Source organism: Sporichthya polymorpha DSM 43042, from assembly GCF_000384115.1.
Lineage (GTDB): Bacteria > Actinomycetota > Actinomycetes > Sporichthyales > Sporichthyaceae > Sporichthya > Sporichthya polymorpha.
This window is the reverse complement of record NZ_KB913029.1, coordinates 2,809,306-2,826,558: the sequence shown is the minus strand read 5'-3', so window position 1 is coordinate 2,826,558 and position 17,253 is coordinate 2,809,306. Positions and strand designations below refer to the sequence as shown.

Genomic DNA, 17,253 nt, shown 5'->3' with positions numbered 1-17,253 from the left:
GTTCACTCCTCCCCCGACAAGCGGATCGTGCGCAGGCGGTGGCCGGCGTACCAGGTGGCCCCGATGGTGACGATCACGAGCATCGGGATGCCGACACCCAGGCTGACCGCGGACTCGAGGCCGAGGCTGTCGGCGACGTCCGGCCCGACGATCTCCTCGGTGATCGAGCTCGCCCACTGCGAGATGCTCAGCGTCCGCGCGCCGGGGATGAAGCTGCCGACCAGCGTCTCCCACACCAGCGCGTAGAGCAGACCCACGAGCACCGCGCTGCGGGTGAGAACTCCCAGCAGCAGAAACACGGCCCCGTAGGCGATCCCGGCGACACTGCCCCCGACCAGGAACCCGAGCGCGAGGTCGTTGTCGGTGCCCGACATCAGGAAGGCCGCGAGGCCCGCGGGGACGCCGGAGAAGAGCACGATCGTTCCCATCGCGACGATCGCCTTCGTTGTCGCCATCGTGTGGCGCGAAAGCGGTTTCGCGAGCAGGTAGACGATCGAGCCGTCGTCGATCTCGGGCGCGATCGCACCGGTGCCGGCGATGACGCCCATCAGCGGGACGAAGACCGCGAGGCCGAGGCCCCCGGCGACGCCGGCGGTCACCTCGTCGTCCTGACCGGCGAGCGCACGGATCAGGATCGCAAGGCTGAGCAGCAGCGCCGGCAGCGCAAGCAGGAAGATGATGCGACGGCGGCCGAGCAGGCCACGCATGGTCAGCTGAGCGACCGTCATGTTGAACGGCCCGCCGATGGTGGGCGCGTGTCCGGTGTGCGTGCTCATCGGTTCACCAGGTACGCGAACACCGACTCCAGCGACTCGTCGGCGGGGCTGACCTCGTAGAGGCGGATCCCCCGTTGATGCGCGATCCGTGGCAGCACGCGTACGAACTCCCCCACGTCGGTGGCCTGGACCTGCAGGTTCGCGTCGGCGTTCACACCCGGGGCGACCCGCGCGTTGTTCGGGACCACGAGCTCGACGGCGGACGCGCACCGCTCGGCGATGATCGCCGCCGCGAGGGCGCGGTCGTCGCCGGACCGGATCGTGTACCGGTGCGGGCGCTCGGTCATCAGGCGGCGGATCTCGCGGAAGCCACCGGAGGCGGCGTGACGGCCGGAGACCATGACCTCGATCCGGTCGGCGAGCTCCTCCACCTCCTCGAGGATGTGCGAGCTGACGATGACCGTGCGGCCGTCGGACGCCATCCGCTTGAGCAGGTCCATCAGGTGGAGCCGCTGGCGCGGGTCGAGCCCGTTGAACGGCTCGTCGAGCAGCAGCACCTGAGGGTCGTGGACCAGCGCGGTCGCGAGTTTCGCGCGCTGGCGCATGCCCTTGGAGTACGTGGAGATCGGCCGGGTCTGGGCGTCGACGAGGTCGACGATCTCGATCGCCCGTCGCGTCGCGGCCGCGGGGTCCGGCAGGCCGTGCAGCCGGGCGTTCGCGAGCACGAAGTCGTAACCGCTGACGACGTCGTACATCGCCTCGCGCTCGGGGACGAGGCCGAGGCGGCGGTAGATGCCCTCGTTCCGCCACACCGACTGCCCGTCGAGGGTGACCGCACCCGAGGAGGGCGGCAGGAAGCCGCCCATCATGTTGATCAGCGTCGACTTGCCCGCTCCGTTCGGGCCGAGCAGACCGGTGACCCCCGGGCCGAACTCCATCGTCACGTCGTTGACGGCGACGACGTTGCCGAACCAGCGGGAGACGCCGTCGATGCGCAGGGTCGCCATCAGATCGACACCTTCCGGTACCGCGCCATCAGCAGCGCGAGGCACGCGGCGACGAGGGCGACCGCGACCAGCACGAAGATCGCACCCCCGGTCGCGCCCGGCGGCGGGACGGTCGCCTCGCTGGGCCCGCCGAACACCGAGTGCTGGACCCCGTGGGCGAGCGCGTAGGGCGAGATCAGTTCGCCGTAGGCGGCGGTGGTCTCGGCGCCGTTCTCGTCCGCGACACCGGTGACGGTGCCGCTGACGCCGGCCAGGACGATCAGCGACACGATGATCGCCGCGACGCCGACACCGCGGCGCGGGGTCATCGCGGCGATCGTCACCGCGATGCCGGCGACGAGGACGGCCGTCACGGCCGCGCCGCCCAGACCGCGCAGGAAGTTCGGGGTCTGCGAACCGATCGAGAGCTTGGCGAGCAGGGCGCCGGCGTACATGACGATCAGCGGGATCGCCATCATCAGGAACAGTGCACTCGCGAGCGCGGCGTACTTCGCGAGGACGTACTCGACCCGCTGCAGCGGCCGCGAGAAGTACAGGGCGACGACCCGGAACCGCAGGTCGCGCGAGACGTTCGCGGGCGCGGCGCCGGCGATGAACAGGCTCGTCAGCGCTGAGGTCGCGAGGACGTACTCGGTGTAGTCCGCGGGCATCGTCAGGCGGTTGTCGATGCCGACGATCAGCGCCATGATCACCGCCGGCAGCACCAGCGCGAACAGCAGGATCGCGGGCAGAATCTTCGACTTCGCCGTCCGGCCGAGGCCGAACGCGCCGCGCAGGGTGTCGACGTAGAGGGCGAGCGCGATCGCGCGCGAACCCGCACGCGGGCCCTCGTAATGGCGGAACCCGAGATCGTGGATGACCCCGCCGCGGGGCCCTTGGGTGGGGACGCTCATGCGGCACCGCCCGCGGGCGTCGCGAACAGTTCGGCCATCCGGTGCCGCGGCCGCTCGAGGCGGACCAGGCCGAGGTCGAGGCCCGTCACGACCGAGAGCACGGCGTCGTAGGTGCTGTCGTCGACGAGCCCGATCTGGACGACGTCGCCGTTCGCGGTCGCCTCCAGGCCCTGCGCCCGCAGCGCCCCGGCGACCTCCTCGCCGCGCTCGGTCACCTCCACCACCAGCACGGCCCCCTTCGCGGTGATCTCCGCCGTCGACGACGAGCGCAGCAGCTTCCCGCCGTCGATCACGACGACGTGGTCGCAGGTGCGCTCGAGTTCACCGAGCAGGTGCGAGGAGACCAGGACGGAGATGCCGAACTCCGTGCCGACCCGGCGGATCAGGGCGAGCATCTCGTCGCGCCCGGTCGGGTCGAGGCCGTTGGTCGGCTCGTCGAGGAAGACCAGCTGCGGGTCGTGCACGAGCGCCTGGGCCAGCTTGACCCGCTGCTTCATGCCGGTGGAGTAGCCACCGATCGGGCGGTAGCGCTCCTCGTAGAGACCCACGTGCCGGAGCGTGTCGGCCGTGCGCTCGCGGGCGGCCGCGCGCGGCAGGCCGGACATGCGCGCCATGTGCACCACGAGTTCGGTCGCAGACATGTCCGGCGGCAGGCAGTCGTGCTCCGGCATGTAGCCGACCCGCTCCCGGATCGCGACCCCCTCGGTGCGGATGTCGTGCCCGAGCACCTTCGCGGTGCCGGCCGAGGGTGGGAGCAGACCGAGGAGCATCTTGATCAGCGTCGACTTGCCCGCGCCGTTGGCGCCGATCAGCCCGGTGATGCCCGGGGGGATGTCGACCGAGAGGTCCGCGACCGCCGTGACCGACGTTCCGAACCGCCGCGTGAGGGCGGCCGTCGTGATCATCACCGGCCGAGCCTACAAAGATCGCTGGGGCCGTGGGGCGGGGCCGCTGATCGCGTCGAGGGCGGAGGCGAGCCGGCCCCGGAGCCCGCGCCGGGGCAGCGGCTGTCCCGCCGCCGCGCTCACCAGGTGCGAGGCGACCTCGAACCCGTCCCCGACGGGCACGATCAGCCCGTCCGCGACCAGCCCGTCCGGGCCGATGCTGAGCCGGTCGTGCGCGAGCCCGGCGAGGTCGCGGTCCCCGGCGTCGAGCGCGAAGACCGTCGCCCCGGCGCGGCGGGCGTCGGCGACCCGCTCCAGCGTCGCCTCGCCCGGGGTGTCGGAGGCCGCGACGAGGAGGGTCTCCCCGCGGCGCACGGCCTCCAGGCGCCGCAGGTCGACCGCGAGGTGCGGCGGCGCACCGGCCGGCACCGCGTGGCGGACGAGCACCGGCGCGAGCTCCGCCAGACCGGCGAGCTCGGCCTCGGTGTCCAGGTGCGCGGCGAGGTGCCAGGGCTCCGCCGTCGGGGTCCCGACGAGGAGCAGCCCACCGGGCGGGTGCTTGGCCCGGCGCAGCGACCGGGCGAACTCCGTGGTCCGCCGCGTCCAGTCCGTTCCGGCCAGCAGCTCGCGCAGCAGAGTCGTGCGCTCGAGGTCCACGGACTAATCAGGCCACACCGCGTGCCGCTTCTCCAGGAACGCGGCCATGCCTTCCTTCGCGGCGGCCGACTGCGACAGGGCGGCCATGACCGGGATCGCGATGTTGTAGGCATCCGCCTCGGGCCGGTCGAGCTGGGCGTAGAGGGTCTGCTTGCCGATGCCCTTGCCGGAGCGGCTGCCGCGCGTGGCGCGCGCGAGCAGGTCGTCGACGGCCCGGTCGAGCTGGTCGTCCGGGACGGCGTAGTTGATCAGGCCCCACTCGGCGGCGGTGGTGGCGTCCACGATGTCACCCGTCAGGGCGAGTTCCATCAGCCGCTTGCGGCCGATGTTGCGCGCCACCGGGACGGCCGGGGTGTGGCAGAACCAGCCGCCCTTGCCGCCGGGGAGCGCGAAGCCGGCGGACTCGGCGGCCACCGCGAGGTCGCAGGTCGCCACGAGTTGACAGCCGGCCGCCGTCGCGAGGGCGTGGACGCGCGCGATCACGACCTGGGGCACGGACTGGATGGTCTGCATCAGGTTCGTGCAGATGTTGAGCAGGTCTCGCACGCCGTTGACGTCGCGGGCGGCCACGTCGCCGAAGTCGTGCCCGGCGCTGAACACCGGCCCGTTGGCGCCCAGGACGATGCCGGTGGCGTCACTCTCCCCCGCCTCGGAAAAGGCGGCGGTGAGCTCGCGGAGGTGGTCCTCCGACAGCGAGTTCCGGCGGCTCGGCCGGTTCATCGTGATGCGGACCGTCTCCGCGTCCCGCTTCACCGAAATGTGCTGGTAGGCGTCCATACCCCCACGCTAAGAGCGATCGCCCCCGGTGGAAACCACCGGGGGCGATCTTCACAGGCAGGTGACCTGGCCTCCGTCCCGGTGAGGCCGGTCACCGGCAACAGCGCCGAGGTCCTGACATCCCCGCGGCGCGTGCCTGGCCCGTACATCCACGGTAAACCGTGCGGGCCGGTGGTTCATTCCCTGAACAGGGTGATGATGCCCACCCAGCCCGCCGGGAACCCACGCCAATCCGCCGGCGCGGCGGTCCCGAAGAGGACGCAAGACGTCGATCCGGCGTCCGGCCCAGCCCCCTCACACCCCGGGACACTCCCATGCGCACACCAGCACGTTCCCTCGTCGCGGCCGCGTTGTCCGCGGCGCTCCTCGGCGGCGGCCTCGCCGCCTGCGGCAGCGACGACGACACCGCGAGCGCGACCGGCGACCAGCAGAACTCACAGGGCTCCGAGGGCACCAGCGGCGGCACGACCACCGCGGCGCTCACCGCGCAGGGGACGGGCAACCCGTTCGCCGACGCGATCACCGCCGCGGGCCACATGCCGATGACCGCCAAGGCCCTGGCCGGCGGCATCGCCACCGCCACGAAGATGAAGGGCTCCGCCGAGTCCCCCGCCGCCGAGCTGCGCGCCGGTCTCACGCACCTGCTCACCGAGCACGTGTACCTGGCCGGCATGGCGGTCGCGACGGCGTACCACGCCGGCGCCGACTCCCCCGAGTTCAAGCTCGCCGCCGAGGCCGTCGACGACAACTCCCAGCGCGTCGCCAAGGCGATCGGTTCGGTCGCCCCCGACGAGGAGGAAGGCTTCCTCACCCGGTGGCGCAGCCACGTCACCGACTTCGTGAACTACGCCGTGGCCGCCAAGACGAAGGACGAGGCCGGCAAGAAGAAGGCCGTCGCGAACCTCGGCGCCTACGCGAAGTCCTCCGGCACGTTCTTCGCCAAGATCTCCGGCGGGACGATGAAGGCCGCCGACGTCGAGTCCGCCTTCAACGAGCACATCGGCATGCTGGCCGTGGCCGTCGACGCCTTCGCCGCCGGCGAGACCAAGGCGTACAAGCTGCTCAAGTCCGCCGCCGGGCACATGCCGATGATGGCCGAGTACCTGGCCGACGGCGTCGACAAGGCGACCAAGGGCGAGGGCGACCCGAACGACGAGGCGTCCACCCTCCGGGCGAATCTGACGGACTATCTGACCTCGCACGTGTACCTCGCGGGCGTCGCCGTCTTCACCGCGTACACCGCGGGCGCGGACAGCGCGGCCTTCACCGCCGCCGCGGCCGCCCTCGACAGCAACTCGAAGGACATCTCCAAGGCCGTCGGCAGCATCGCCGGCAAGGACAAGGGCGACGCGTTCTACGACTCGTGGAGCAAGCACGTGTCCGACTTCGTCGACTACGCCGTCGCGGCCGCGGGTTCGGACCAGGCCAAGATGGACTCCGCCCTCGCGAACCTGAACGCCTACCGCAGCTCGGCGGGCGCGTTCTTCGAGACCATCACGAACGGGACGATTCCCTCCTCCGCCGTCGAGGAGGAACTGAAGATGCACATCGAGACCGTCGCCGGTGTGATCGACTCCCTCAAGGCCGCTCTGGTCAAGTAGCTCACGCACAAACTCCGCCCGTCCGGACCAATCCGGACAAGGTGACGCGGCCCCAGTTCCCAAATCGGGCACTGGGGCCGTTTGCCTTGCCCCGCAAGGAAATTCCGGCCGCTCGGGCCCTCAAGCCGAGCACCTGACGCTCCGACACCTCAGCCAGTTCGAGACACCTGAGGAGTTCGCGTGCCCGCTAAGAGCAAGCCCCGTCACAAGCGGCAGATCCCGAGCCGCACCCGCCAGGGCGTTGCCCTCGGCGTCACCACGGTCATGTCGGCCGGCGCCGTGGTCGCCGGTTCCGGCGTCGCTTCCGCCGCCGAGAAGCCCGTTTCGCAGTCGAAGGGCGTCTTCCTGTCCGGGTCCGCCCTGGGCATCAACCTGGACCAGCTGGTCAAGCTGGACAACGCCGCGGCGTCCAACAAGGGCGACCAGAACGTCGTCAAGGCGCTCAACCCGCTCGGCGTGAGCCTGCTGAACTCGCTCGACGTCCCGCTCGGGCCGATCAACCTGCTCAAGGGCAACGGGCTGCTCAAGCTCGGCGCCGTGAACCAGGCCGCCATCGCCAAGAAGGACGGCAGCGCCGTCGGCGCCTCCGGCGCGGTCACCGACTCCGGTGCGATCGCGGTGTCCGGCAAGGACGACGTCCCGGCCTCCAACGCCGACCTCGACCTCGGCGCCCTGCTCGGCTCCACCCTCGGTGAGGACCTCATCGGCGGCCTCGTCGACCTCGACCTCTCCGTCGGCGCGATCTCCGCCAGCGCCACCCAGGGCAAGGGCGAGAAGGGCAAGCAGACCGGCGACTACAACATCGCCGACCTCAAGCTCACCCTCCAGAGCCCGATCCTCTCCGGTCTGCTCGGTGGTCTGGACCTGTCGGACAGCCAGAGCGCGCTCGCCGGTCTGGACGGCGTGCTGAACGGGCTGAACCTGACGACGCTGCTCAGCGACCTGCTCGACGGCCTGCTCGGAGGTCTGCTCGGCGACCTGACCGGGGTCGACCTGGACGTCGCCAACCTGCCGGTGCTCTCCGACATCGTCTCCGGCCAGGACCTCACGGTCGCCAAGGGCGCGATCGCGATCGATCTGTCGAACGGCAAGATCACCGTCGACGTCGAGGCGCTGCTCAAGCAGCTCGGCCTGGACCTGAACAACCTGCCACCGAACACCGAGCTCGTCCGTCTGATCCTCAACGCGGTCGTCGAGAACGTCGGCAACCTCGTCCAGGGCGTCGTCGACGACCTCCTCGACGACATCACCGCGGCGTTCGAGGACATCTCGATCACCGGTGAGGCGTCGCTGCTCGGCGGCCTGACCGAGGCGCTGCCGGTCGACGACCTGCTCGCGGCCCTGCGTCCGACGCTCAACCAGGTGCTCTCCACCGTCCTGCAGCCGGTGCAGCAGCTGCTGACCCAGGTCGGCGGCACGCTGCTCGACCCGATCTTCGACGTCCTCGAGGACGTCCTCTCGATCCGGGTCAACGTGCAGAGCAAGTCGGGCGGCGCGTTCACGCAGCGCGCGCTGCAGATCCGTGTGCTCCCCGACGGCGCCGGCATCACCAAGGCGGCGGCGGGCGACGGCCTGGCCACGGTCAACCTCGCCTCGGCGACGGTCGGCCCCGGCTCCGGCGTCGTGGCCGGCGAGGAGACCGAGGACGAGGACGACGGCGACTCGACCGGCGACGGCACGCCGCTGCCGGACACCGGCGCCGGTGACTCCGCCCCGCTCGCGGCGGCCGGCCTCGGCCTGCTGCTCGCCGGCGCGGCCGCCACCGCCGGGTCGAACCGGATGGGCACCCGCACCGCCGGTGCGCACGCCGCCCCGCGCGGTCGTGCCCGCAGCGGTGGGGGACGGCACGCCCGCCGCTAGGGAGAGACCGACACCGCCAGCACCACCTGCTTCACCCCGATACGGCCGCGAAGGTGTCCGCGGCCCGGGCGGCTTCCTTCAGTGTGAAGCCGCCCTGGACGGCCCGCTCGCTCCCCGTGCGAGCGGGCCGTCCCCTTTAAGGCCGGGGCGTACGCCAGGATGTGGCCATGGCTGATCGCGATGTCGAACGCAACTACACGGTCCCGGAGTTCGCGGCGAAGCTCCGCCGCCTGGCGGACGCGCTGGAGTCGGGCAAGCCCTTCCGCATCCAGGTCGCGGGCGAACGGTTCACCGTCCCCCGCTCCGCGGAGATCAGCGTCGAGCATGAGCGGGAGGGTGACGAGGAGGAGGTCGAGTTCCAGCTGAAGTGGAAGCTCGCCGACGTCGAGGAACCCGACTCCGACGACGCCGTCTGACCTCACCCGCCCCGTCGACCCCTGTCAAAAAAGGGTGACACCCCTTACTCCGCAGTAAGGGGTGTCACCCTTTCTTGACGTCGGCCCGGGCCGACCCGGAGATCAGGCCTCCGCGGCCCAGGACTCCAGGATCGCGAGCTCGGGGAGTTCGCGGGCGAGGGCGGCCTCGCCCGCGGCCGCGGCGTCACCGTCGGCGTCACCGTCGGCGCAGGAATCCGTGTCGGTGTGGCGGCCGAGCCAGACCTCGCCGGTCTTGCCGTCGATGGTGATGACGTCGCCGGCGCGGAACAGGACGTTGCCGTCGGGGCCGAGCGCGGCGTCCTCGGTGACGGTCAGGTCGCCGGCGCCGACGACGGCGGGGATGCCCCAGCCGCGGGCGACGACGGCGGCGTGGGAGACCAGACCGCCGTGGCTGGTGAGGATGCCGGCGGAGACGCCCATGCCGTGGACGTCCTCGGGGCTGGTCTCCTCGCGGACGAGGATGATCGGCTCGTCGGAGGCGTCGGCGGCGTCCGCGGCCTCGTCCGCGCTGAAGATCGCCTTGCCGTGCACACACCCCGGGGAAGCGCCCAGGCCGGTCGCGACGGGCGGACCGCCGGAGGCGCCGGCGGCGACGCCCGCGAGGATCTCGGCGCGAGCGGCCTCGCGCTGCTCAGGGGTGACGCGGGCGACGGCCTCGGCCTTCGTCAGCGCGATGACCGGGTCGTCGACCATCTGCACCGCGGCGCGGACGGCCGCGACGGCGCCGCGCTTGGCGACGCGGGTCTGCAGGATCCAGACGTTCCCGCGCTCGATCGTGAACTCGACGTCGCACATGTCGCGGTAGTGCTTCTCGAGCTCGGCGAGGTGCTGCGCGAGCACGGTGTCGGTGCCGGGCAGGTGGGTGCCGAGCTCGGAGATGTCGAGGGTACGGGCGATGCCGGCGACGACGTCCTCGCCCTGCGCACGCGGGAGGAAGTCGCCGTAGGCCTTGTTCTCGCCGGTGTTCGGGTTGCGGGTGAACACCACGCCGGTGCCGGAGGTGTCGCCGTAGTTGCCGAACACCATCGCCTGCACGTTGACGCCGGTGCCGAGGTTCTCGTCGATGTTCTCCCGGGCCCGGTAGGCCTTGGCCCGCGGTGAGTCCCAGGACTTGAACACGGCCTCGACCGCGCCGCGCAGCTGCTCGCGCGGGTCGGACGGGACGAGCACGTTCGCGCCGGCCAGCAGCGCCTTGACCGCGTCGAGCTTCGCCGCGGCCGAGGCGTTCGCGTCGTGGGCCTCGGCCGGCTCCTTGAGCTCGGCGCCGAGGACGGTGTTCGCGTAGCTCATCAGGAAGCGGCGGTAGGAGTCGAAGGCGAACTCGGAGTCGCCCGAGGCCGCCGCGAGGCCGGCGACGGTCTCGTCGTTCAGGCCCAGGTTCAGGACGGTGTCCATCATCCCGGGCATCGAGAACGCCGCGCCGGAGCGGACGGCGAGCAGCAGCGGGTCGGCCGGGTCGCCGAACGTGCGGCCCAGCGTCGCCTCCAGCTTCGCCAGGTGCTCGGCGATCGCGTCGGTCAGCCCGTCGGGCCAGCCGCCGGCGCGGTACGCCCGGCAGACCGGCACCGCGATGGTGAACCCGGGCGGCACCGGCATCTTCAGCACCGACGTCATCTCCGCCAGGCCCGCACCCTTGCCGCCGAGCAGGTCCTTGAGCGTGCGCGGCGGGGCCTCGTGCGGGTGGTCGAACGCGTAGACCTCCGGCGCTGCGGCCATGCGGAAACTCCTGTCAAGGAAGAGAAACGTGGACGTGCCGTCGGCAGACGGCCGGCTCAATCTGTCAGACAGTATGTCCAGACAGAACGATCGAGCAACTAGTGACCGTCAGCAGCGGTGCGCTCACGGGCGAGCGTGCTGAGCAGGTCCTGGTGCAGCTCCATCCAGGCGTCGTGGTAGCTCTCGTTCATCGGAGCGGCGAACGCCTTGAGCTCCCCGGCCTGGACGCGCGCGAGCGCCGCGTCGAAGTCCCGGGCGTAGCGGCCGAAGCGGGGCAGCGCCGCGGTGAGCTCGCCGCACAGCTCGATCACGCCGGGGTGGGCGGCGGCGAGGTCGGCGATGACGGCCTGGTCGTAGGCGGCGTCGGAGTGGTCGTTCGGCGTCCCGGTCTCGGGGTCGCCGATGATCTGCCACCGCGTGCACAGGGTTTTGAACGGCTCGTTGAGCGCGACGAACTTCTCGTCGAGCCGCTCGATCTCGGCCTTGGCCCCGGAGGCGGCGAGCTCCTCGGCCAGCAGCGCGGCGTGCGCCTCACGGCCGGCGGGCATCAGCATCCAGCCGCTGATGCGACCGGTGCGCTCCTTGACCTCCTCGGCGGCGGCCGCCGCCGTCAGGACCTCGGTGACCTGGTCCTCGGTGAGACCGGTGCGGTGAACGAGCTTCTCCACCGACAGAAAGCCGGAGAGACGCAGTGCGTGCAGGACGAGCAGGCGGGGGGAGGAAGTGTCCATCCGGGTATTTTGCCGCACGACCATTTGCGCGGTATGTCGGGCGTCACAAACGCGGCGATCGGGCCCCGATCCGGGGTTCAGAGGCGGTAGAGCTTCGCGCACGGAAGCTGGAAGCGGCGCCGCTCCCCCTCGCGGAAGGTGACGACGACGCTGGTGGGTTCCACGGCGGAGACGACACCGAGCCCGTGCTGGTCGTGCGAGACCTGGTCGTCGAGCTCGAAGACCTGAGGCTCGGGGGCGACCTCCGGGGCCCGGTCGAGCGGGCTGGAGAACGACCGGGGTGCGGCGGCGCGACGAGGCTTCATGACTCCAGTGTCTCTCGGAAGTCTCACTCATTCGCCGCCTCCCGCCCAAGTGGGGACGAAATCGGGCGGAAATCACCCCTCATCGGCCCCTGATAGGACTGTCGGCGTGCCGACCCCACCGCCGATCCGCGTCGCGACCGCCGCGGACGTCCCGGGCCTCCAGCGTCTGATCCACTCCGCGTACCGGGGCGAGGACAGCCGCGCCGGCTGGACCCACGAGGCGGACCTGCTCGACGGCAACCGCATCGACGAGGACATGCTCCGCGCCGAACTCGCCGATCCGGGGACGACGCTGTTCCTCACCGAGGACGACGCCGGCCCGCTCGGCTGCTGCGTCGTCACCGACCGCGGGGACGGGACCGCGTACTTCGGCACCTTCGCCGTCCGTCCCACCGCGCAGGGGGCTGGCCTCGGCGACGCCCTGCTCCGCCACGCCGAGTCCCACGCCCGCGGTCTCGGCGCGACGCGGATGGAGCTCACGGTCGTCGCCCAGCGTTCGGACCTGATCGCCTGGTACGCCCGCCGCGGCTACACCCCGACCGGCGAGACCCGCCCGTTTCCCTACGGCGACGAGCGATTCGGCCTCCCCCGCCGCGACGACCTCGCCTTCGCGGTCCTGGTCAAATCCCTTCCGTAACAGTGGGGGTGACACCCCTTCTGGAGGCAGGCCGGCCGCTAACCCCGGGACGTAGGGCGTTTCGGGGCCGGGCCCGAGACGGCGCGGTGGGTCTCGGTCCCGTTCTCGTCGAGGAGGACGAGGGTCGAGCCGTCGAACCCGGCGAGGACGGCGTCGCCGAGCAGGTTGACGTTCTCGCAGCCGATCAGCGTCTGCGCGAAGTCGACGAGCAGCAGAGCGCCGTCGGCGAACGCCCAGCGCGAGCCGAGCCCGTTGCACCCGTCGGAGCCGGTCCACCGGCCGTCGGCCTGGAAGGTGACGAACGGCCAGTTGTCGCCGTCGGCCGACTCCCCCGGCCGAACCCAGGTGCCGAGCAGCTCGGACCGTTCAGCGGGACGGATTCCGGCCGGGAACGCGGGCGGCATCCGGTCGAGCTTCGCTCGCTCGGCGTCGGTGAGCACCGGCGGGTCGCCATGACTCTCAATAACGTTGCTCGGGACGTTCGGGCGCCGGCTGGCGGGCTCGAGGGAGGCGAGCAGCGCGCCCGCGGAGTCGCGGAGCTCCCGGTCGTCGCCGTCGAGGGCGAACTCGGTCGCGCCCTCCAGCCAGGCCGGGGTGAAGTTGTTGTTCGTCGGCCGGCAGCCGCCGGACGCGCTGTAGGCATCGGCGAGGAACGCCCCGCCGACGAGGGCCTTCCACGACCCGTCGAGCAGCCCGCACTCCACGAAGACGCGGACCTCGGAGGCGGTGAACATCAGCATCGTCCCCGGCTCGACGCCGGCGCCCTCGACCTCCCACGTCCCGACCAGCTGGGAGGGGAGAACCTCGGCCGCGGCGGGTGGCGACGACGTCGCCCCGGGCTCCTCGGCCACGGTGTCGTCGTCGCCGGCACAGCCGGCCAGGACGGCGAGAGCCAGGCTCAGCCCGGCGGCGATCGCGGTACGGCGCTTCATGTCCTCCCCTTCGTCAGGGAGAGGACGGACGAGCGCCGCGGTTCGTTCACTCCTCGGCAGCGGCGATGTACGGCAACGGGACCCGGTCGCCGACCTCGCCGGAGGAGTCCCGCAAAGTCGGGGCCGCGATGCCCTCCCGGAGCAGCCAGCGGGCGAGCTCCAGGGTCTCGGTGATCTCGTCCTCGGACAGGCGGAGCCCGTCGGGCTGCAACCCGAGGCTGATGACGCCGTTCCAGGCGCCCCAGAGGAAGCGGGTCATCCGGACGCTGTCGACGGGGCGGGCCTCCCCGGCCTCGATCGCGGCGTCGATCTGCTGGGCGAAGCGGTCGAGCAGGAGCCCGACGCGGTCGCGCACGCGCGCCTCGAGGGCGTCGTCCTCGGCGAGCGCGTCGTCGCCCGGCGCGCGGTAGGCGAGGAACTGGAACGCGCCGGGGTGGTCGCGGTGGAAGCGCAGGTAGGCGTCCCCGCCGGCGAGGACGCGCTGCAACGGTGTGAAGGCCGGGTCCTCGCTGCGCGCCATGTAGGCGGTGAAGAGCTCCAGCGCCCGGTCGACCAGTGTCAGGTAGAGCCCGCGCTTGCCCTCGAAGTGCTGGTAGATCGAGCCGACGGACATGTCGGCCCGCTCGGCGATCTCCTCCACGCGGGCGGCGTCGTACCCGCGGCCCCGGAAGACCTCCTCCGCCGCGTCGAGGATCGCCGTCCGCGTGCGGGCCCGGCGCCGCTCACCACGGGCGGCGGCGCTGGTGTCGCGCACGACGGGCTCGGCGGTCATCCCGGAAGTCTAAGTGATTTTTAGACAGATTCATTCACTGAACGGTCTTGCAAAACACTCCCCGGACCGGGCAGTCTGTCGCCCATGAGCGAACGCACCGAGGTCGTGGTCGTCGGCGCCCGCTGCGCCGGGTCGGCCGCGTCGATCGCCCTCGCCCGTCGGGGCCGGTCGGTGATCGCGCTGGACGTCGCGGCGTTCCCGTCCGACACGCTGTCGACGCACCTGTTCTTCCCGAACCACTGGGCCGAGGTCGCGGCGCTCGGCGCGCTCGACCGCGTGATGGCGCTCGATCCCCCGCTGCACCCGATCGCGGGCATCGGCACGGCGCGCACCGAGGTCCTCGGCCCGTACACCGACTACGAGGGCTTCGCCTTCGGGTCCTGCGTGCGACGGCCGGGCCTGGATCTGGCGCTGATCGAGACCGCCCGCGAGGCCGGCGCCGAGGTGCGCGAGCGCACCCGCGTGACGGGCCTCCTGCGCGACGGGACCGGCCGCGTGACCGGCGTCGAGTGGACCGACCACGACGGACGCACCGGCACCATCGAGGCTCAGCTCGTGATCGGCGCCGACGGCCGGCGCTCCACGGTCGGGCGACTGGTGGGCACGACCGAGCACCACCAGTGGCCCAACGGCCGGATGATGGCCTACGCCTACTACCGCGACCCGCGCACCGAGTTGCGCGACCGCGCGATGCAGTGGCGGCAGGACGACGACCTGGTCACGGTTTTCCCCTGCGACGGCGGGCAGTCGGTCGTACTGCTCATGCCGCCCACGTCCCGGGCGCAGGAGTTCCGTGAGCGGTCCGTCGAGACCTACGAGAAGACGGTGGCGAGCATCGAGCAGCTGCGCGAGCGGCTGGTCGGCTGCGAGCGCGAGAGCAACGTCCGCTGCTCGTTCGAGCACCCGTCCTACTTCCGCCACTCGACCGGCCCGGGCTGGGCCCTGGCCGGCGACGCCGGGCACTTCAAGGATCCCGTCACCGCCCAGGGCATCCGCGACGCCCTGCGGTTCGGGCGCCTGCTCGGCGAGCGCGTCGCCCCGGTGCTCGACCACCCGGTGCAGCTGGCCTCGGCCCTGCAGGCCTGGGAGCACGACCGTGACCAGCAGTGCCTGCCGATGTACCAGTGGGCCAACGGGCTCGGGCTTCCGGACCACGTCTCCCCCATCGAGCACGCCGCCTACGCCTGGTTCGCCGACCGCCCCGGCGGCCCCAGCGAGGTGCTCGACGTCTTCTCCCGCAAACGGAACGCCGACGAAGTCTTCACGCCGTCGCGGCTCGCCCGCTGGATCGCGATCGCGTTGCGTGACCCCACCACGTCCCGGGGTGGGGTCGCGCGCACCTTGCGTCGCGACATCGGCCGCGAGGTGGCGCGGCGCAAGGAGCTGGCACTCTTCGAGCGTCGGCGTACCGCCTCCGCGAGAAACCGCGCCACCTCGCTCTGACCCTTGCGTCCGAAGATGTGGCTGCAATAGCAGCCACATCTTCGGACGTTCGCGACGCGCTTGACTTGAAGTTCACTTCAGCTTCTACCGTCGCGACACATGGAGAGATTTCGTCCGGCTGTCGTCGGCGGCAACACTCGCGAGGGCCGGTTCGGCCCCACCGTCGCGCATTGGGAGACCGTCAGCTTCGCGGGCGCGAGCGCGGCATGAGGGCGGCGACGGCCACTGAGCCGGCCACCCTGACGATCGGTCAGCGGAGCGCGCTGACCGTCCTGCTCCTCGCCTCGACGCTGACGGTGATGGCGACAACCGTGATCTCGCCGGTGATCGCGGTCATCCGTGACGACCTCGGCCTGAGCGGGACGCAGGCCGGCCTGCTGCTCACCGCGCACTGTCTGGTGATCGCGCTCGTGAGCCCGGTGGCGGGCGCACTCATCGACCGGCACGGAGTGCGGCGGACCCTTGGCGATCGGCCTCGCGGTCTACGGCCTCGCCGGAGGCGCTGGTCTGTTCACCGACAGCTACCCCGCGCTGCTGGCGTCGCGGGTGCTGTTCGGGCTCGGGGCCGCACTGGTGTTCACCGGCAGCACGGTCGGTCTGCTCAACCTCTTCCGCGGCGCGGCCCAGGACCGGGTCATGGGCTGGCGCACCAGCGCCACCGCGGTCGGGGCGCTGAGCTGGCCGCTGATCGGCGGCGCCCTCGGCACGCTGTCGTGGCACGCCCCGTTCGGGGTGTACCTGGTCGGCGTGGGCGTCGGCGCCGCCGCGCTCCGCGCACTGCCGGACGACCGCCCCGCTCACCGCCCCGCCGCCGGGATCCGCACGGCGCTGGGCGTCGCCCGCCGCCACCGGGCACTGCTCGGCTACTAGGGGCTGTTCGCGAGCACAAGTGTCCTGCTCTACGCGCAAGTGGTGTTCCTGCCGCTGCGGATCGACGAGCTCGGCGTCTCCGACAGCTTCTCCATCGCCGTCCTGGGCCTCGGAGTCTCGGTCACGATGATCGCAATGGGGTTCGTCTACGGCCGGATCCGGCAGCAGCTCACCCACCGTCAGGTCCTGCGGTCGACGTTCGCGATCTGGACCGCCTCGTTCCTGCTCCTCGCCGGCACCGACCACGTCGCGTTCGTCGTCGTCGCGTCCGCTCTTTTCGGCGTCGGGATGGGTATGTCGATGCCGACCCTGACAGTGCTCATCGGCGACGCCTCTCCCCCGGAGCTCCGCGGCACCCTGACCGCACTGAGCGGCACCGCCGTCTTCCTCGGGCAGTTCGCCTCGCCCCTGCTCCTCGGCCCGATCTCCGACCGGACCTCCCTCACCACCGGGTTTCTCGGCGCCGCCACCCTCGCCGCGGCGATCCTGCTCGCCTTGCACCGGACTAGCGTGCGGTCATGAGCCTTTCGACCGCCGGTGTCACGATCGACTGCCCGGACCCCCGCGCCCTCGCGACCTTCTGGACCGCGGCGCTGGACTACGAAATCGGCCAGGACTACGACGGGGAGTTCGTGTCGCTCCAGCCCGCCGGCGGGGGGACGTACCTCGGTCTCCAGCGGGTCGCGGAGCCGCGGACGGGGAAGAACCGCGTCCACCTCGATTTCCACTGCACCGACCGGGCCGCGGAGGTGGAGCGACTCGTCGGGCTCGGGGCGACCGTCCTCGGCGAGCACGAGTTCCCCGGGTTCGCGTGGACCGTCCTCGCCGACCCCGCCGGGAACGAGTTCTGCGTCGCCGCTCCGACGGATTAGCCGGGTCGCCCCGGCTCGTTCGTTCGGTCGCTCATCTACTCCCGCAGGAGTACACGGCGCCTCTTGAGGGTGGACGCGGCCGCCGCCGGCCGACGCCACCGTGGTGGGACACCACCCACTCATCGGAGCCGTCGTGTACCCAC

General features: G+C 71.7%; 19 protein-coding genes and 1 pseudogene. 9 read left to right on the top strand and 11 right to left on the bottom strand.

The genetic code is table 11. The features are described from left to right. Positions 1-2: 2 nt before the first annotated feature. The 6 genes from SPOPO_RS0113860 to SPOPO_RS0113835 are packed head-to-tail and all read right to left on the bottom strand — an operon-like array spanning position 3 to position 4,934. Positions 3-776 (bottom strand): ABC transporter permease, encoded by a 774-nt coding sequence (locus SPOPO_RS0113860; protein WP_019875427.1) that lies wholly within the window; start codon positions 774-776, stop codon positions 3-5. Continuing rightward, a complete protein-coding gene (locus SPOPO_RS0113855) occupies positions 773-1,723 on the bottom strand; it encodes an ABC transporter ATP-binding protein (RefSeq protein WP_019875426.1) in 951 nt (316 codons plus the stop codon). Before SPOPO_RS0113855 ends, SPOPO_RS0113860 begins: the two co-directional genes overlap by 4 nt. After that, complete coding sequence (locus SPOPO_RS0113850; protein WP_019875425.1) at positions 1,723-2,616, bottom strand: ABC transporter permease; 894 nt, start codon at positions 2,614-2,616, stop codon at positions 1,723-1,725. Before SPOPO_RS0113850 ends, SPOPO_RS0113855 begins: the two co-directional genes overlap by 1 nt. Then, a complete protein-coding gene (locus SPOPO_RS0113845; protein WP_019875424.1) occupies positions 2,613-3,521 on the bottom strand; it encodes an ABC transporter ATP-binding protein in 909 nt (302 codons plus the stop codon). The genes SPOPO_RS0113850 and SPOPO_RS0113845 overlap by 4 nt, the downstream gene beginning before the upstream one ends. Positions 3,522-3,533: 12 nt before the next feature. Beyond that, entirely contained in the window at positions 3,534-4,157 is a 624-nt protein-coding gene (locus SPOPO_RS0113840) for a hypothetical protein (protein ID WP_019875423.1), read from the bottom strand. Positions 4,158-4,160: 3 nt separating this feature from the next. Further along, positions 4,161-4,934: an enoyl-CoA hydratase-related protein gene (locus tag SPOPO_RS0113835; RefSeq protein ID WP_019875422.1), complete on the bottom strand. Its 774-nt coding sequence runs from the start codon at positions 4,932-4,934 to the stop codon at positions 4,161-4,163. 314 nt (positions 4,935-5,248) lie between these two features. On the opposite strand from SPOPO_RS0113835, the gene SPOPO_RS0113830 reads away from it, so the two are divergent. The 3 genes from SPOPO_RS0113830 to SPOPO_RS0113820 all read left to right on the top strand — a co-directional run bounded on the left by SPOPO_RS0113830 (position 5,249) and on the right by SPOPO_RS0113820 (position 8,811). Beyond that, positions 5,249-6,535, top strand: coding sequence for a hypothetical protein (locus tag SPOPO_RS0113830; RefSeq protein ID WP_019875421.1), 1,287 nt, complete (start codon positions 5,249-5,251; stop codon positions 6,533-6,535). 180 nt (positions 6,536-6,715) lie between these two features. Next, complete coding sequence (locus SPOPO_RS0113825) at positions 6,716-8,395, top strand: choice-of-anchor G family protein (RefSeq protein ID WP_019875420.1); 1,680 nt, start codon at positions 6,716-6,718, stop codon at positions 8,393-8,395. Between the two features lie 167 nt (positions 8,396-8,562). Next, positions 8,563-8,811, top strand: a complete 249-nt coding sequence (locus SPOPO_RS0113820) for an amphi-Trp domain-containing protein (RefSeq protein ID WP_019875418.1) — start codon at positions 8,563-8,565, stop codon at positions 8,809-8,811. Positions 8,812-8,913: 102 nt separating this feature from the next. Here the strand turns inward: SPOPO_RS0113820 and SPOPO_RS0113815 are convergent, their stop codons facing one another. The 3 genes from SPOPO_RS0113815 to SPOPO_RS0113805 form a co-directional block, all read right to left on the bottom strand. Further along, positions 8,914-10,548, bottom strand: coding sequence for a pyruvate, phosphate dikinase (locus SPOPO_RS0113815; RefSeq protein WP_019875417.1), 1,635 nt, complete (start codon positions 10,546-10,548; stop codon positions 8,914-8,916). Positions 10,549-10,646: 98 nt separating this feature from the next. Further along, a complete protein-coding gene (locus SPOPO_RS0113810; protein WP_019875416.1) occupies positions 10,647-11,279 on the bottom strand; it encodes a hypothetical protein in 633 nt (210 codons plus the stop codon). A gap of 77 nt (positions 11,280-11,356) precedes the next feature. Then, complete coding sequence (locus SPOPO_RS0113805) at positions 11,357-11,584, bottom strand: hypothetical protein (RefSeq protein ID WP_019875415.1); 228 nt, start codon at positions 11,582-11,584, stop codon at positions 11,357-11,359. 106 nt (positions 11,585-11,690) lie between these two features. Between SPOPO_RS0113805 and SPOPO_RS0113800 the strand changes: the two genes are divergently transcribed. Next, positions 11,691-12,221 (top strand): GNAT family N-acetyltransferase, encoded by a 531-nt coding sequence (locus SPOPO_RS0113800; RefSeq protein ID WP_019875414.1) that lies wholly within the window; start codon positions 11,691-11,693, stop codon positions 12,219-12,221. A gap of 38 nt (positions 12,222-12,259) precedes the next feature. Here the strand turns inward: SPOPO_RS0113800 and SPOPO_RS0113795 are convergent, their stop codons facing one another. Both SPOPO_RS0113795 and SPOPO_RS0113790 read right to left on the bottom strand, forming a co-directional pair. Next, positions 12,260-13,153 (bottom strand): META domain-containing protein, encoded by an 894-nt coding sequence (locus tag SPOPO_RS0113795; protein WP_019875413.1) that lies wholly within the window; start codon positions 13,151-13,153, stop codon positions 12,260-12,262. Between the two features lie 46 nt (positions 13,154-13,199). After that, entirely contained in the window at positions 13,200-13,925 is a 726-nt protein-coding gene (locus SPOPO_RS0113790) for a TetR/AcrR family transcriptional regulator (RefSeq protein ID WP_019875412.1), read from the bottom strand. 84 nt (positions 13,926-14,009) lie between these two features. Here SPOPO_RS0113790 and SPOPO_RS0113785 point away from each other — a divergent pair, with 84 nt between their 5' ends. The 5 genes and pseudogenes from SPOPO_RS0113785 to SPOPO_RS0113775 all read left to right on the top strand — a co-directional run bounded on the left by SPOPO_RS0113785 (position 14,010) and on the right by SPOPO_RS0113775 (position 17,110). Then, positions 14,010-15,368: an NAD(P)/FAD-dependent oxidoreductase gene (locus tag SPOPO_RS0113785; protein WP_019875411.1), complete on the top strand. Its 1,359-nt coding sequence runs from the start codon at positions 14,010-14,012 to the stop codon at positions 15,366-15,368. Positions 15,369-15,574: 206 nt separating this feature from the next. Then, positions 15,575-15,772 (top strand): annotated as a pseudogene (locus SPOPO_RS36060) (hypothetical protein); the annotation flags it as partial. Between the two features lie 58 nt (positions 15,773-15,830). Next, the gene (locus SPOPO_RS35195; protein WP_019875409.1) at positions 15,831-16,238 is read left to right on the top strand and encodes an MFS transporter; all 408 of its coding nucleotides are present in this window, start codon (positions 15,831-15,833) and stop codon (positions 16,236-16,238) included. Positions 16,239-16,280: 42 nt separating this feature from the next. After that, on the top strand, positions 16,281-16,760 hold the full coding sequence (locus SPOPO_RS35190) for an MFS transporter (protein ID WP_211210898.1): 480 nt from the start codon (positions 16,281-16,283) through the stop codon (positions 16,758-16,760). Beyond that, a complete protein-coding gene (locus SPOPO_RS0113775; protein ID WP_019875407.1) occupies positions 16,757-17,110 on the top strand; it encodes a VOC family protein in 354 nt (117 codons plus the stop codon). Before SPOPO_RS35190 ends, SPOPO_RS0113775 begins: the two co-directional genes overlap by 4 nt. The last annotated feature ends 143 nt before the right edge of the window (positions 17,111-17,253 follow it).

Excerpts from the sequence above, each read along its gene's own strand:
- SPOPO_RS0113830 (WP_019875421.1), top strand. The coding sequence starts at position 5,249 with ATGCGCACACCAGCACGTTCCCTCGTCGCGGCCGCGTTGTCCGCGGCG.
- SPOPO_RS0113795 (WP_019875413.1), bottom strand. The coding sequence starts at position 13,153 with ATGAAGCGCCGTACCGCGATCGCCGCCGGGCTGAGCCTGGCTCTCGCC.
- SPOPO_RS0113775 (WP_019875407.1), top strand. The coding sequence starts at position 16,757 with ATGAGCCTTTCGACCGCCGGTGTCACGATCGACTGCCCGGACCCCCGC.
- SPOPO_RS0113810 (WP_019875416.1), bottom strand. The coding sequence starts at position 11,279 with ATGGACACTTCCTCCCCCCGCCTGCTCGTCCTGCACGCACTGCGTCTC.
- SPOPO_RS0113855 (WP_019875426.1), bottom strand. The coding sequence starts at position 1,723 with ATGGCGACCCTGCGCATCGACGGCGTCTCCCGCTGGTTCGGCAACGTC.
- SPOPO_RS0113785 (WP_019875411.1), top strand. The coding sequence starts at position 14,010 with ATGAGCGAACGCACCGAGGTCGTGGTCGTCGGCGCCCGCTGCGCCGGG.
- SPOPO_RS0113805 (WP_019875415.1), bottom strand. The coding sequence starts at position 11,584 with ATGAAGCCTCGTCGCGCCGCCGCACCCCGGTCGTTCTCCAGCCCGCTC.
- SPOPO_RS0113835 (WP_019875422.1), bottom strand. The coding sequence starts at position 4,934 with ATGGACGCCTACCAGCACATTTCGGTGAAGCGGGACGCGGAGACGGTC.
- SPOPO_RS0113790 (WP_019875412.1), bottom strand. The coding sequence starts at position 13,925 with ATGACCGCCGAGCCCGTCGTGCGCGACACCAGCGCCGCCGCCCGTGGT.
- SPOPO_RS0113815 (WP_019875417.1), bottom strand. The coding sequence starts at position 10,548 with ATGGCCGCAGCGCCGGAGGTCTACGCGTTCGACCACCCGCACGAGGCC.
- SPOPO_RS0113820 (WP_019875418.1), top strand. The coding sequence starts at position 8,563 with ATGGCTGATCGCGATGTCGAACGCAACTACACGGTCCCGGAGTTCGCG.
- SPOPO_RS0113850 (WP_019875425.1), bottom strand. The coding sequence starts at position 2,616 with ATGAGCGTCCCCACCCAAGGGCCCCGCGGCGGGGTCATCCACGATCTC.
- SPOPO_RS0113860 (WP_019875427.1), bottom strand. The coding sequence starts at position 776 with ATGAGCACGCACACCGGACACGCGCCCACCATCGGCGGGCCGTTCAAC.
- SPOPO_RS0113845 (WP_019875424.1), bottom strand. The coding sequence starts at position 3,521 with ATGATCACGACGGCCGCCCTCACGCGGCGGTTCGGAACGTCGGTCACG.